This window comes from Streptomyces sp. NPDC002795 (genome assembly GCF_042888725.1).
Lineage (GTDB): Bacteria > Actinomycetota > Actinomycetes > Streptomycetales > Streptomycetaceae > Streptomyces.
The window spans coordinates 1-14,455 of sequence record NZ_JBIAQB010000011.1; the positions used below are offsets into that span (position 1 = coordinate 1).

Genomic DNA, 14,455 nt, shown 5'->3' on the forward strand with positions numbered 1-14,455 from the left:
GGCGTTGATTTTTGGCACGCTGTTGAGTTCTCAAGGAACGGACGCTTCCTTTGTACTCACCCTCTCGGGCTTTCCTCCGGGCGCTTCCCTTCGGTATTTCGTGTTTCCAACCTTACCAGATCCGTTTTCCGTTCCGTTTCCGGTTCGGAATTTCATTTCCGGTGGCCGTTGGAGGGCCTTTGCCTTTCGGCGGTGCCGACTTTATCAGAAGTTTTGGGCCGGGCTGACCGACTCAAGGTTTCCGATTAATCGGGGGGCTTCTCGAAGAATTGGAATTCGTGAAGCGCGCTAGACACTAGCCGTTGCAATCGAACCTGTCTAGTTCGGGGCAACTGTTCGAATCTACCTCCCCGGTCTGTCCGTGTCAACGGTCTTTCCGGGGCGAAGAGGAGACTAGCAGGTCAGCGGGGCGCTCGCACATCAGGCGGCCGTGGGCAGCAGCGCGCTGCGCTCGTCCGTGCCCACGTCTCCCGTTTCACCCTCGCGAACCGCTCGGCGGCCGAGGACATAGACGTACGTCAGGAATGCCAGTTCTGCCGCGATGCCGATGCCGATGCGTGCCCACGTCGGGAGGCCGGAGGGGGTTACGAAGCCCTCGATGGCCCCGGAGATGAAGAGGACCAGAGCCAGTCCGATGGCCATGCCGAGGGCCGCGCGGGCCTCTTCGGCCAGGGCCGTTCTACGTGGGCGAGGGCCCGGGTCGATCACTGTCCATCCGAGGCGGAGTCCGGTCCCGGCCGCTACGAAGACCGCGGTCAGTTCGAGCAAGCCGTGCGGGAGGATCAGCCCCAGGAAGGTGTCGAGACGGCCGACGGAGGCCATCAGGCCGATACCCACACCTACGTTGAGCATGTTCTGGAAGAGGATCCACAGGACCGGCAGGCCCAGGAAGACACCCAGGACAAGGCACATGGCAGCGGCCTGAGCGTTGTTCGTCCAGACCTGGGCGGCGAACGAGGCGGCCGGGTGGCTCGAGTAGTACGTCTCGTACTGGCCACCGGGGCGGGTCATCTCGCGGAGTTCGGAGGGGGCCGCGATGGATGCCTGGACGTCGGGGTGGGTGCCGATCCACCAGCCGATGAGGGCGGCTATCGCGGTGGACAGCAGTGCGGTGGGGACCCACCAGTGGCGCGCCCTGTAGACCGCTGCCGGGAAATCGTGGGTCAAGAAGTGCGTCGCGTCGCGCCATGAAGCCCGGCGGGTGCCTGTCACGGCACTACGCGCGCGGGCCACTAGTTGCGTGAGGCGGCCGACCACCCGGGGGTCCGGTGCGCTCGACTGGATGAGCGAGAGGTGAGTGGCGGTGCGCTGGTACAGGGTCACCAGTTCGTCAGCCTCTGTGCCGGTGAGTCGGCGTCGGCGGCGCAGCAGAGCGTCCAGTCGGTCCCACTCGGCCCGGTGGGCGGACACGAAGACGTCGAGGTCCATCCGGTCTGCTGCTCCTCGCTTTCCGGCACCTGTACGGCGCGATGGTCCTTCAGCTTGGCAGACTGGCGGTTCCTGGGGCAGTCCGTTGAAGGGTGGGTGGCCGGCGTGAGTGAGCTGGTGACGGGTGAGGCGGTGGCGCTGGAGCTGCGGCCCGCGAAGTTGCCGAGTCGGGCGCTTGCCGTGCTCATCGATCTGGCGGTGGCTTTCGCCGTCTATATCGCGGTGACCATGGCGTTCGCGGCTGCGACCGCCTCGCTCGACGACGCGGCGGTCGCGGCCGTCGCGGTGGCGACGTTTCTGTTGGTCCTGGTCGGGATCCCGATCGCCGTGGAGACGTTGAGCCATGGGCGGTCGCTGGGGAAGCTCGCGTGCGGCCTGCGCGTCGTGCGGGACGACGGCGGGCCGATCCGGTTTCGGCACGCGTTGGTGCGGGGGGCCGTCGGGGTCGTGGAGATCCTCATGACCTTTGGGGTCGTGGCGTGCATCGCTTCACTCGTGTCCGCGAGGGGCCGGCGGGTCGGGGATGTGTTCGCCGGGACCCTTGTCGTACGGGAGAGGGTGCCGACCGGGCAGTCGGCGTTCGTGCCGCCTCCCCCGCCGTGGCTGGTCGGAAGGTTCGCCGAGCTGGATCTGTCGGCCGTACCGGAGGGGCTGTGGCTCGCGGTGCGGCAGTACCTGACGCGGATGGGGCAGCTGGATCCGCAGGTGGGGTGGGGGATGGCCGAGCGGCTCGCGGGCGAGCTCGCCGCGCACACCGGGGCGCCGGTGCCGAGTGACATACCGCCCGCCGCGTTCCTGGCTGCCGTGACGCACGAGCGGCAGTCGCGGGAGGCCCAGCGTGCGTTCGGAGCGAGCGCCGCGGGTGGTCAGGCTGCGTCAACCGTGGCTGGTGCCGCTCCGGGGTCGTTCAGCGGATACGGGGAGGCCGCAGGGCCCGTGCCGCCCGTGGTTCCTGCCGCTCCTCCGGCCCCCGCGTCCGGTCCGGCCGGCAATCCCCCGACGGGGTCCGGGAGTTCGGACGGGCCGGCCACCGGGTTCGTGCCTCCGGCCTGAGCGCGCGGCGTCAGCGGAAGGCCGACGGCGGGGTCTCGAGGTTTTCCAGCTCGATGCCGGGGGCCGCGAGGACCACGTCGCCGCTGATGTGGACCGCCTGCTGCTCCCCCGTGTCCAGGGCTGTGACCTGGTATTCGTCCACGGTCAGCGGTCCGTTGTCAGTGGCGTGTGCTTCGCTGTTCAGCAGGGTCCAGGACTGGTCCACCGTGAGTGGTGCGAGGACGGGGTCCGTCAGGGCGACGAGGCAGACGCGGGTCGGAGGGGAAGCGGGGGTGAGACCGAGCAGTCGGGCGGTGGCGATGAGGAACGCGGGGGATGTTCCCGTGAACGCGTGCGCGGGGGCGTTTCCTTCGGAGGCGTGAGTGCCCGTCGGGTCGGTGCGGACCCACGTGACGCCCTCCAGGGCGGCACCTCTCACCTGCCAGCTCGCCGCGTTCAGTTCGAGGCGGAGGGGGCGGCCGAGTTCGTCGAGGGCGAGGTCGATCGAGCCGGCGTGGTCGCCGGAGGGGGTGGTCCGTTGCGCTACATAGCGCCAGCCGGAAGGGCCGGGCGCGCACTGGAAGTGTTCTTCACCGATGGGGGTGTGATCGTGCAGATCGTGAAGCGAATAACGGCCGCGGGGCATGGCGTTCGTGGGGTCCTCTGTCTGGCCTGGTGACGGCCGCCGTCGCGTACGAGGCGGGCGGACGTCGAAGGGCGTGTCCACCGTAGCCAGCGGTGTGCGCGGACACGGGACAGGCCCCCGACACGGGGGTGCGGGGGCCTGTCCTGCGAGGCGGTCAGCCGACGGGCGGCTGGTGCGCGGTGCCGGGTCGAGCGGTCAGGAGACGCGCGATCGGCAGGCGCGTGCTCAGTAGCGGTAGTGGTCCGGCTTGTACGGGCCCTCGACCTCGACGCCGATGTACGAGGCCTGCTCCGGGCGGAGCGTCGTCAGCTTCACGCCGAGCGAGTCCAGGTGCAGGCGGGCGACCTTCTCGTCCAGGTGCTTGGGCAGCACGTACACGCCGGTCGGGTACTCGGTCTGCTTGGTGAAGAGCTCGATCTGGGCCAGCGTCTGGTCCGCGAACGAGTTGGACATCACGAAGGACGGGTGGCCCGTCGCGTTGCCCAGGTTCAGCAGGCGGCCCTCGGAGAGCACGATGAGGACCTTGCCGTCGGGGAACGTCCAGGTGTGGACCTGCGGCTTGACCTCGTCCTTGACGATGCCGTCGATCTTCGCCAGGCCGGCCATGTCGATCTCGTTGTCGAAGTGGCCGATGTTCCCGACGATCGCCTGGTGCTTCATCTTGGCCATGTCGGAGGCCATGATGATGTCCTTGTTGCCGGTCGTCGTGACGAAGATGTCGACCTTGTCGACGACCTCGTCGAGCGTCGTGACCTGGAAACCGTCCATCGCCGCCTGCAGTGCGCAGATCGGGTCGACCTCGGTGACGATCACGCGGGCGCCCTGGCCGCGCAGCGACTCCGCGCAGCCCTTGCCCACGTCGCCGTAGCCGCAGATGAGGGCGGTCTTGCCGCCGATGAGGACGTCCGTGGCGCGGTTGATGCCGTCGACGAGCGAGTGGCGGCAGCCGTACTTGTTGTCGAACTTCGACTTGGTCACGGCGTCGTTCACGTTGATCGCCGGGAACAGGAGGACGCCGTCGCGCTGCATCTCGTACAGGCGGTGGACGCCGGTCGTGGTCTCCTCCGTGACGCCGCGGATCTCGGAGGAGAGCTGGGTCCACTTCTGCGAACCGTTCGAGATCGTGCGGTTCAGGAGCTGGAGGATGACGCGGTGCTCGTCGGACTCGGCGGTGTCGACCGAGGGGACCTTGCCGTCCTTCTCGTACTCGACGCCCTTGTGGACGAGGAGGGTGGCGTCACCGCCGTCGTCGAGGATCATGTTCGGGCCGCCGGTGGGGGTGTTCGGCCAGGTCAGAGCCTGCTCCGTGCACCACCAGTACTCCTCGAGCGTCTCGCCCTTCCAGGCGAAGACCGGGATGCCCTGGGGGTTGTCCGGCGTGCCGTTCGGCCCGACGGCGATGGCCGCGGCGGCGTGGTCCTGCGTGGAGAAGATGTTGCAGGAGGCCCAGCGGACCTCGGCGCCGAGGGCGACGAGGGTCTCGATGAGGACGGCCGTCTGGACCGTCATGTGGAGGGAGCCGGTGACGCGGGCGCCGGCGAGCGGCTGGGCGGCGGCGTACTCCTTGCGGATCGACATCAGGCCGGGCATCTCGTGCTCGGCGAGAGTGATCTCCTTGCGGCCGAAGGCGGCGAGGGAGAGGTCGGCGACCTTGAAGTCCTGGTCCTGTCGGTTGGCGACAGAAGTCATAAGTGAGCTGCTCCTCGGTGCTGTTGCAGTCGGTCGAGGTGGGCTGAGGCGCCTGCCCGCGATACGGGTGGGTGCGCGCATGGCTGACCTGCGGAGTCCTGGGACACAAGTGTCCCCTGGCGTTCGCAGCGCAGTCCGTCGGAGGCCCTCTCTCCCTCGGCCGACCCGGCGTACGGGCCGCCCGACCGCCATCAGCAGCGACGTCTGGCTCGGTACAAAGCTACACCGATCGGCCCAGCTGAACCCACCCCGCCTGTCGATCCGGTCGGGCGCGTTCCGGACCGTCCCTTCGCGGAGGGAAAGAAGGGGGCAGAAATAGGGATACATGACAACGGACCACTGGATCCGGGACCTTTGAACGGTCGGCCCTGGGTACGTGTTGCACCATGCTGGGAGAGCCGCAAAGATTTGCGCGCTCTTGCACGGAACGCTTGAAGGAGAGCCACGTGACCAGTCCGGCCGACCCCCACGCGGGCGGAGGGGCCGTCGAGCAGCAGAAGAAGTTGAAGCTGCTCGCGGTAACCGCATGTCCGACCGGCATCGCGCACACCTACATGGCGGCGGAGAAGCTGCAGCAGGCAGCGGACGCCGCAGGTATCGACATGAAGGTGGAGACGCAAGGGTCCATCGGGGCCGAGAACGTCCTCACCGACAACGATGTCAGAGACGCCGACGGCGTCATCATCGCCGCCGACAAGGACGTCGACCGCGCCCGGTTCGCCGGTAAGCGGGTGCTGTCGGTCGGCGTGTCGGAGGGCATCAGCCACCCCGAGCAGCTGATCGAGCGCGTCCAGAGTGCGCCCGTGGCCGGCTCGGAGGGCGGTGCGGCGCAGGAGGCCGCGGCGTCCGGCGGCAAGGAGCGCAGCGCGGCGTACAAGGCGCTGATGAACGGCGTCAGCTTCATGATCCCGTTCGTCGTGGTCGGCGGTCTGCTGATCGCCGTCTCGCTGGCGATCGGCGGTCACGCGACGCCTGACGGCATCCAGATCCCCAAGGACACGTTCTGGTTCAACGTCAACGCGCTCGGCACGCTCGGCTTCAAGCTGATGCTGCCGATCTTCTCCGGCTATATCGCCTTCGCGCTCGGTGACCGCCCCGCACTCGTGCCCGGCATGATCGGCGGCTTCCTCGCCGCCGACGCCAGCATCTACGGCTCGGACGCCAACGCGGGCTTCCTCGGCGCCATCGTGACCGGTTTCCTCGCGGGCTACATCGTCCTCGCGATCCGGAAGATCAAGGTTCCGAAGGCCATCCAGCCGATCATGCCCATCATCGTGGTCCCCATCGCGTCCACGCTGGCCGTCGGCCTCGCCTTCATCTACATCCTCGGTGGGCCGATCTCCTGGGTGTTCACGCACCTCACCGACTTCCTCGGCGGGATGACCGGGTCGAGCGCGGTACTGCTCGGCGCGCTCATCGGCCTGATGATCGCGTTCGACATGGGCGGCCCGGTCAACAAGACCGCGTTCCTGTTCGCCGTCGGACTGATCGGGACGAACAACGCGGTCATGGGCATGGCCGCCGCGGCCATCCCGGTGATGCCGCTCGGTCAGGGCCTCGCCACGATGATCCGTCGCAGGCTCTATACCGACGCGGAACGCGAAGCCGGCATCGCGGCGTTGTTCATGGGTTGTTTCGGCATTTCCGAAGGTGCCATCCCCTTCGCGGCGGCGCGTCCCGCGCAGGTCATCCCGGCGAACATGCTGGGTGGCGCGGTCGCCGGTGCGATCGCCGGGCTCGCGGGCGTCGAGGACTCGGTGCCGCACGGCGGTCCGATCGTCGCGGTGTTCGGCGCGATCAGCGGTCTCGCCATGTTCTTCGTCGCGATCGTCGCGGGCACGGTGGTCACCGCCGTGACGACGAACGCGCTCGTCGGCGTGAGCAATCGGCGTGCCGCCGCGAAGCAGGCCGGCTCCGCCGAGTCCGAGGCCGGAGCCACCCCGGCCCCTGTGGCCCGCGGCGCGGCCACTGGCGCCACCGCCACGGCCACCACCACCGCCACCGCCACCGCAGTGGCCACCGAAGCTCCCGAGGTCCTCTCCGGATACCTCACCGGCCGGACCGTCAAGGTGCAGCTGGACGCGCAGGACAAGGAAGCGGCCATCCGCGAGTTGGCGGGTCTCGCCGCCGGCACCGGCAAGGTCGCCGACGTGGACGAGCTCGTACGGACCGCGCTGCGCCGTGAGGAGCAGGGCACGACCGGGCTCGGCGAGGAGATCGCCATCCCGCACGCCAAGACGGACGCGGTGACCGCCCCGGTCGTCTGCTTCGCACGGTCCGACGAGGGCATCGAGTGGGGTTCGCTCGACGGCACGAAGGCCAGGCTCGTCTTCATGATCTCGGTGCCGGAGGCCGCCGCGGGCGACGAGCATCTGCGGATTCTGGCGCTGCTGTCGCGCAAGCTGATGGACACGGACTTCCGGGCGCGGCTGCAGGCGGCCCCGGACGACGCGGCGATCCTGCGGGTGCTGGCGGAGGTTCAGTAGGACGGAGCCGATACGGGGGCGGGGCCGGCGAGTACGTACTCGCCGGCCCCGCCCCCGTAGAGCTCCCACCCCGGTACGCAGGTGGGGGCGCGCCAAGAACATCGGCGCGCCCCCACCTGCGTACGAGGATCGCTCAGTGCTCCGGAGCCGGCGTCGGGCCGCCGGGGCGGGCCTCCGGGTCGGAGCCCTTCGTGGCCTCGGTCTCGCTGTAGATGTCGGGTTCGAGGTAGATGACGCGGGCGATCGGGACGGCGGCGCGGATGCGGGCCTCGGCATCGTTTATGGCGCGGGCGATCTCGGCGGCCGTGTCGTCGTGCTGCACGGAGACCTTGGCGGCGACGAGGAGTTCCTCGGGGCCGAGGTGGAGCGTGCGCATGTGGATCAGGCCGGTGACGGTGTCACCGTCGACGACGGCCTTCTCGATCTTGGCGACCTCGTCGGCGCCGGCGGCCTCGCCGAGCAGCAGCGACTTGGTCTCCAGGGCGAGGACGATCGCGATGGCGATCAGCAGGACGCCGATGCAGAGCGTGCCGATGCCGTCCCAGACGGCGTCGCCGGTGGCGAGGGTCAGGCCGACGCCGCACAGCGCGAGGACCAGACCGATGAGCGCGCCGAGGTCCTCCAGGAGGACGACGGGCAGCTCAGGCGCCTTGGCGCGCTTGACGAACTGGCTCCAAGTGAGCTTGCCGCGCAGGGCGTTGGACTCCTTGATGGCCGTACGGAAGGAGAAGCTCTCCGCGATGATCGCGAAGACGAGCACGCCGACCGGCCAGTACCAGTGCTCCAGATCGTGCGGGTGGCTGATCTTTTCGTAGCCTTCGTAGACGGCGAACATGCCGCCTACGGAGAAGAGGACGATCGACACCAAGAAGGCGTAGATATAACGCTCGCGTCCGTACCCGAAGGGGTGTTGCGGAGTCGCCTCACGCTGGGCCTTCTTGCCGCCCACCAGCAGCAGGAACTGGTTGCCCGAGTCCGCGAGCGAGTGGACGGCCTCGGCGAGCATCGACGAGGAGCCGCTGAAGAGGAACGCCACGAATTTCGCTACCGCGATCGCTAGGTTGGCGACCAGCGCCGCCACGATCGCCTTGGCTCCGCCTGAAGCACTCATGTCGTTCCTGGTGTCCTTTCGAGGTTCTACGTTCGTCCCGTGCGCGGTGGGTCATTGTTGCAGCACGGGACGTCGTAGGTGCCTCTCAGGCCACCACGGTCGCGCGGAAGAGCGTGCCGGATCCGGACACATTCACCTTTTCGCCCGCCGGAACGAAGGCCGATTCGCCGGGTGCGAGCGCGAGCGCGCCGGCCCGGACGGTGCCCGCCGTGCACAGCAGGACCTGCGGCGTCGCGGCCGTCAGGTCGTGGTCCGCGCCGCTCTCGGGCAGCACGAAGCGCGAGAGACGGAACTCGTCGATGGGGGTGTCGTAGACCTCTTCGCCGTTGGGCGAGGCCTCCGGGCGCAGCACGCCGGGGTCGGTGGCCTCGAAGCGGACGATGCGCAGCAGCTCGGGCACGTCGACGTGCTTGGGGGTGAGGCCGCAGCGCAGCACGTTGTCCGAGTTGGCCATGATCTCGACGCCGAGGCCGTCGAGGTAGGCGTGCGGGACGCCGGCGCCGAGGAACAGGGCCTCGCCGGGCTGCAGTTGTACGAAGTTGAGCAGCATCGCCGCGATGACACCGGGGTCGCCGGGGTAGTGGTGGGCGATGCCCGCGTACGGCTCGTAGGCGCCGCCGATGCGCTGGGCGGCGGCGGTGGCCTCGGTGACGGTGCGCTCCATGTCGGTGGGGTCCGCGCTCAGTACGGCGGTGAGGACCTCGCGCAGCGCCGCCTCTTCGGGGTGGGCGCGCAGTAGATCGGCGTACGGCTTGAGGCTGTCGACGCCGAGGCCTTCGAGCAGTTGTGCCGCTTCCTCGGGCGCGCGGAATCCGCACAGGCCGTCGAACGGCGTGAGCGCGCAGATCAGTTCGGGCTTGTGGTTGGCGTCCTTGTAGTTGCGGTGCGGGGCGTCGATGGGGACGCCGCGCCGCTCCTCGTCCTCGTAACCCTCCTTCGCCTGCTGGAGGTCGGGGTGCACCTGGAGGGAGAGGGGCGCGCCCGCGGCGAGGAGCTTGAGGAGGAACGGGAGGCGGGGGCCGAACTTGGCGACCGCCTCGGGGCCGAGCTCCGTCTCCGGGTGCGCGTCGACGACCTCGTTCAGCGGGCCGCGCTCGGTGCGCGAGGGGGCGCCCGGGTGCGCGCCCATCCACATCTCCGCCTGCGGTTCACCGGTCGGGCTTGCGCCGATGAGCTGCGGGATGGCGGTGGTCGAGCCCCAGGCGTAGGGGCGGATGGTGTTGGTGAGGCGGTCCATGAGGGGGTTCTTTCGGTACGCGGTCCAGGGCGGGGCGGCCGGGCGCCGTCGGCCGGCCGGGGAAAGGGTCGGTCCGGGTCAGGCCCGCGAGGTGAGGCCCAGGTAAACCGCGGCGAAATCCGTGACGGCGATCAGCTCCGCGAGGGTCTCCAGATCGCTGCCCTCCTCCGGTTCCAGTTCGCTGAGGGCGATGTCGTGCGAGAGCGCGAGTTCGCGGGCCGCGGGCGCGGCGGTGTGGCCGCCCGCGGGCCGGTCGCGCAGCAGGACGACGCGGGCGCGCAGCATCTGGACCTCCTCGACGCGGTCGCGGAAGAAGTCGTCGGGGTCGGCGCCCGCGGCCAGGTCTCCGGTGAGGAGCGCGCCGTGGGCGGGCATCGCCTCGGGCAGGTCGGCTGCGAGCGCGGCGCGTCCGGCGAGCTCGGCGAGGGCGGCGGCGAAGCGGCGGCCCGCCGGGCCCGCGGCGGCGCCCTCCGTCCAGATCAGCGGGAGCGCCTCCGCGAGCTCGGCGGCGAGTGTCTTGGCCGGGTTGCTGTACGTGGCGATGGCCGGGCCGCAGCGCTCCGCGACCTGGTCGAGGCGGTCGGCGACCTTCTCGAGCGTGTCCGGCGCGGCCGACAGGAGGCCCGTGCGGTCGAGCAGCGCGAGGAGGGGCGTGAGCAGTGCCCAGAGTGCGCCCGGCGCGGAGGCGGCCGCGGGCTCGTCCTGCTCGTACGGGGCCGTGGCCATCGGTACGGACAGTCCGTGCGCCCCTGCGACCGACTCGGTGAGCGGGGCGCCCGAGGGGCAGACCGCGACGACCGCGACGCCGCGCCGGTACGCCTGCTCCACGAGGAGCGAGAGGCTCGGCTCCGTGCCGTCCGGGGTGGCGATCAGGAGGAGGTCGACCGAGCCCGCCCAGCCCGGCAGCTCCCAGCGCAGCGCGCCCGGCGCGGGGGCCACGCCGGTGGGGCGCAGGCGGACGACCGGGCAGGCCGCGCCGGCCAGGCGCGTGATGAGGTCGGCGACGCCCACGGCTGCCGTGCCGGGGCCCGCGATCAGGACGGCGCGGGGGCGGCCGTCGGGCTTCAGCTCGGCGATGCCGGCCTCGGCCGCGTGCCGGGCCGCCGTGCGGACTCGGGCGCCGGCCTCGGCGGCGCCGCGCAGCAGGCCGCGGCGGTCGATCCTGGCCAGCGCGTCCGGGTCGTCCAGGAGCGATTCGTCGAACATGGGCGTCGGGCCTCCTGCGAGCGGCGTCTTTTCGGGGGTTACGCGGGGCGGCGCGCCTCGTCGATCAGGAGGACGGGGATGTCGTCGCGGACCGGGTAGGCCAGGCCGCAGTCCTTGCCGGTGCAGATCAGCTCGGCGTCGGCCTCCTTGAGCGGGGCGTGGCAGGCCGGGCAGGCGAGGATCTCCAGGAGGCCGGCTTCGAGCGGCATGGTTCCCTCCGGGGGGGGTGGGTGGGGTTCGGGTGCGCTGCACCGGGGCGCGGTGGCCGGGTGGCCGACCGGGGTGCGACGCTGATCACCAGCCTACCGGCGGGGGCACGAGTTGTGCGGTGGCCTCCGGCGAGAGCGTGCCGAACCGGAGGCCGCCCTTGGCAGCGGACTGCCCGGGGCGACGGGAGGCCAGGTCCACCCGGGCTTGACGCCGCGGGGCTCCGCCCCGGACCCCGCTGCTCAATCGCCGCAGGGGCTTTATGTACCCCGGATGATCGCCAGGGCCTCGTTTCTGACCTTCTCCATCGTTGGCGTGTCCCGCGCCTCCGCGTTCAGGCGCAGCAGCGGTTCGGTGTTGGACGGGCGGACGTTGAACCACCAGTCGGCCGCCGTGATCGTCAGGCCGTCGAGCTCGTCCGTGGTGATGCCTTCGCGGCCCGCGTACGCCGCCTTGATCGCGGCGAGGCGGTCGGTCTGGTCGGCCACCGTGGAGTTGATCTCGCCGGAGGCCGCGTAGCGGTCGTAGGAGGAGACCAGAGCGGAGAGCGGACCGTCCTGGCCGCCGAGCGCCGCGAGGACGTGGAGCGCCGCCAGCATGCCCGTGTCGGCGTTCCAGAAGTCGCGGAAGTAGTAATGCGCGGAGTGCTCGCCGCCGAAGATCGCGCCGGTGGTGGCCATCTCCTGCTTGATGAACGAGTGGCCCACGCGCGTGCGCACGGGCGTGCCGCCGTTCTCCTTCACGACCTCCGGCACGGTCCAGGAGGTGATCAGGTTGTGGATGATCACGCCCGAGCCGCCGTTTCGCGCGAGTTCGCGGACGGCGACCAGGGCGGTGATCGCGGACGGGGACACCGGGTCGCCGTACTCGTCCACCACGAAGCAGCGGTCCGCGTCGCCGTCGAAGGCGAGGCCGAGGTCGGCGCCCTCGGCACGCACGCGTGCCTGGAGGTCCACGATGTTCGCCGGGTCCAGCGGGTTCGCCTCGTGGTTCGGGAACGTGCCGTCCAGCTCGAAGTACATCGGCACGACGTCCAGCGGCAGGCCTTCGAGGACCGTCGGGACCGTGTGCCCACCCATCCCGTTGCCCGCGTCCACCACGACCTTCAGGGGGCGGATCGCCGTCAGGTCGACCAGGCCGCGCAGGTGCGCCGCGTAGTCGTTCAGCGTGTCCCGCCGCGTGACGGTTCCGGGCGTGGCGGCCGGTTCGGGGGCGCCCGACGCGCTCCACTCCTCGGCAAGGCGGCGGATCTCCGCGAGGCCGGTGTCCTGCCCGACCGGCGCGGCGCCCGCGCGGCACATCTTGATGCCGTTGTACCGCGCCGGGTTGTGCGAGGCCGTGAACATGGCGCCGGGCAGGTCGAGCGCGCCCGACGCGTAGTACAGCTGGTCCGTCGAGCACAGGCCGATCTCGGTGACGTCCGCGCCGAGGGCGGCGGCCCCGTGCGCGAACGCTCCCGTGAGGCCGGGCGACGAGGGCCGCATGTCATGACCCACGACGATCGCGTCGGCGCCGGTCACCCGCACGAACGCGGCGCCGAACAGCGCGGCGAGCTCCTCGTCCCACTGGTCCGGGACCACCCCACGCACGTCGTACGCCTTAACGATCTGCGACAGATCAGCAGCAGCCACGGTCTGCCCAGCCCTCCTGGAGTCCTGCACGGACCCACAAAGTACCTGGCCGCACTGACAGTGGATCGTGAACCCCTCGTTCCTCCCTGGAATCCCGCCCGCCCGCATCCTCACTGGTCACAGCAGTACCAAGCGTGCCGACTCTGCTCACGGCAGCATCCACGACAGCACGGACGTGCTCTGCCCCCACACGATCAGACACATCACCAGGAGCAGACCGAGGCTCCACGGCAGCACCTTGCGCAGCAGGTCGCCCTCCCGGCCCGCGAGGCCGACCGCCGCGCAGGCGATCGTCAGGTTCTGCGGCGAGATCATCTTGCCGAGGACGCCGCCCGAACTGTTCGCCGCGGCAAGGAGTTCGGGCGAGAGGCCCGACTGCTGGGCGGCCGTCACCTGGAGGGCGCCGAAGAGTGCGTTGGCCGAGGTGTCGGACCCGGAGACGGCGACGCCGAACCACCCGAGAACGGGCGACAAGAAGGCGAGCCCGGCGCCAGCGGCCGCCACGAAGTGCCCGATGGTGGCGGCCTGTCCGGACAGGTTCATGACGTACGCGAGGGCCAGCACGCTGGTCACCGTCAGGATCGCGAACCGCAGTTCGTGCACGGTGGCGAGCCATTCGCGCACAGCGTCGCGCGCGTGCACCCCGATGACGATCGCTGTGAACAGTCCCGCGATCAGTACGAGCGTGCCGCCGGTGGAGACGATCGGCAGCGTGAAGATGTTGCCGCCCACGGGCTTGCCGCTCGGGTCGGCGACGTTCAGGAAGGGCCAGTCGAAGACCCAGTTGGCCTTGGCGAGGAGGTCCTTGATGGCGGGGATCTGCGCCAGGGAGAAGATCACGACGATGAGCGCGTACGGGGCGTAGGCGCGCAGCACCTCGGGCCGCGTGTCCTCCTCGTCCAGGTCCTCACTGCGTACGCCGGTCAGGACTGCGGCGCGTACGGGTTCGGCGGCCGGCCTGCGCGCGTGCGGCACCGCGACGAGGGCGCCGGCGCCCACCAGGGCGGCGCCGATGTCGGCGAGTTGGGCGGACACGTAGTTGGAGGCCACGAACTGGGCGACGGCGAAGGCGAATCCGCACGCGAGGGCGGGCACCCAGGTCTCGCGCAGGCCCCGCTTGCCGTCCACCAGGCCGACGAGCACGAGCGGCACCACGAGGGCGAGCAGCGGCGTCTGACGCCCCACCACGGAGGCGACGACGTCCAGCGGCAGGCCGGTCACCTGAGCCAGCGTCACGACCGGCGTGCCCATGGCCCCGAAGGCGACGGGCGCCGTGTTGGCGACGAGCGCGACGACCGCGGCCTTCACGGGGTCGAAGCCGAGCGCGACCAGCATCACCGAGCAGATGGCGACCGGCGCACCGAACCCGGCGAGCGCCTCCAGGAGTGCGCCGAAGCAGAACGCGACGACGAGCGCCTGGATGCGCGGGTCGTCGGAGAGTCGCCCGAAGGAGCGGCGCAGGATGTCGAAGTGCCGGGTGCGCACCGTCATCCGGTACACCCACAGGGCGTTGACGACGATCCACATGATGGGGAAGAGCCCGAACACCGCACCCTGTGCGGCGCTGGAGACGGTCTGCCCCAGGGGCATGCCGTACGCGAGCCAGCCGACGGCGGCTGCCACGGCGAGACCGATCAGGCCCGCCCGGTGCGCCTTCATGCGCACGGCGCCGAGCAGGACAAGGACGGTCACGAGCGGCAGGGCCGCGACGAGGGCGGACAGGCCGAGCGAGCCGCCTACGGGCTCCAATTGCTGGACGAACACGTGCGCCTCCCGGAATCC

Annotated in this window: 12 protein-coding genes; 3 read left to right on the top strand and 9 right to left on the bottom strand. The window is 70.4% G+C overall.

What is annotated here, in order from left to right; translation table 11 throughout:
- Positions 1-292: hypothetical protein (locus ACFYWS_RS29900; protein ID WP_389281598.1), on the top strand; the 292-nt coding region annotated here is incomplete at its 5' end.
- Between the two features lie 128 nt (positions 293-420).
- Here ACFYWS_RS29900 and ACFYWS_RS29905 read toward each other — a convergent pair.
- Complete coding sequence (locus tag ACFYWS_RS29905) at positions 421-1,428, bottom strand: stage II sporulation protein M (protein ID WP_389281600.1); 1,008 nt, start codon at positions 1,426-1,428, stop codon at positions 421-423.
- Between the two features lie 105 nt (positions 1,429-1,533).
- Here ACFYWS_RS29905 and ACFYWS_RS29910 point away from each other — a divergent pair, with 105 nt between their 5' ends.
- Positions 1,534-2,481, top strand: a complete 948-nt coding sequence (locus ACFYWS_RS29910; protein ID WP_389281601.1) for an RDD family protein — start codon at positions 1,534-1,536, stop codon at positions 2,479-2,481.
- A gap of 10 nt (positions 2,482-2,491) precedes the next feature.
- On the opposite strand, the gene ACFYWS_RS29915 is transcribed toward ACFYWS_RS29910, so the two are convergent.
- Together ACFYWS_RS29915 and ahcY are read right to left on the bottom strand one after the other, a co-directional pair.
- On the bottom strand, positions 2,492-3,106 hold the full coding sequence (locus ACFYWS_RS29915) for a hypothetical protein (RefSeq protein WP_389281603.1): 615 nt from the start codon (positions 3,104-3,106) through the stop codon (positions 2,492-2,494).
- Between the two features lie 225 nt (positions 3,107-3,331).
- The gene (ahcY, locus tag ACFYWS_RS29920; protein WP_389281605.1) at positions 3,332-4,795 is read right to left on the bottom strand and encodes an adenosylhomocysteinase; all 1,464 of its coding nucleotides are present in this window, start codon (positions 4,793-4,795) and stop codon (positions 3,332-3,334) included.
- Between the two features lie 446 nt (positions 4,796-5,241).
- Here ahcY and ACFYWS_RS29925 point away from each other — a divergent pair, with 446 nt between their 5' ends.
- Entirely contained in the window at positions 5,242-7,281 is a 2,040-nt protein-coding gene (locus ACFYWS_RS29925; protein WP_389281607.1) for a fructose-specific PTS transporter subunit EIIC, read from the top strand.
- Positions 7,282-7,414: 133 nt separating this feature from the next.
- Here ACFYWS_RS29925 and ACFYWS_RS29930 read toward each other — a convergent pair whose 3' ends face one another.
- The 6 genes from ACFYWS_RS29930 to ACFYWS_RS29955 form a co-directional block, all read right to left on the bottom strand.
- Positions 7,415-8,392 carry a cation diffusion facilitator family transporter gene (locus ACFYWS_RS29930; RefSeq protein ID WP_389281609.1) on the bottom strand — a complete coding sequence of 326 codons (978 nt, stop codon included), beginning with the start codon at positions 8,390-8,392 and terminating at the stop codon, positions 7,415-7,417.
- Between the two features lie 85 nt (positions 8,393-8,477).
- A complete protein-coding gene (gene manA, locus ACFYWS_RS29935; RefSeq protein WP_389281611.1) occupies positions 8,478-9,629 on the bottom strand; it encodes a mannose-6-phosphate isomerase, class I in 1,152 nt (383 codons plus the stop codon).
- A 78-nt stretch (positions 9,630-9,707) separates the two neighbouring features.
- On the bottom strand, positions 9,708-10,835 hold the full coding sequence (locus ACFYWS_RS29940) for an SIS domain-containing protein (protein ID WP_389281612.1): 1,128 nt from the start codon (positions 10,833-10,835) through the stop codon (positions 9,708-9,710).
- A 38-nt stretch (positions 10,836-10,873) separates the two neighbouring features.
- Positions 10,874-11,044, bottom strand: coding sequence for a Trm112 family protein (locus ACFYWS_RS29945; RefSeq protein ID WP_351343026.1), 171 nt, complete (start codon positions 11,042-11,044; stop codon positions 10,874-10,876).
- Between the two features lie 258 nt (positions 11,045-11,302).
- On the bottom strand, positions 11,303-12,673 hold the full coding sequence (locus ACFYWS_RS29950; protein WP_389281614.1) for a phosphomannomutase/phosphoglucomutase: 1,371 nt from the start codon (positions 12,671-12,673) through the stop codon (positions 11,303-11,305).
- Between the two features lie 147 nt (positions 12,674-12,820).
- Positions 12,821-14,437 (bottom strand): L-lactate permease, encoded by a 1,617-nt coding sequence (locus ACFYWS_RS29955; protein ID WP_389281616.1) that lies wholly within the window; start codon positions 14,435-14,437, stop codon positions 12,821-12,823.
- Positions 14,438-14,455 lie beyond the last annotated feature (18 nt).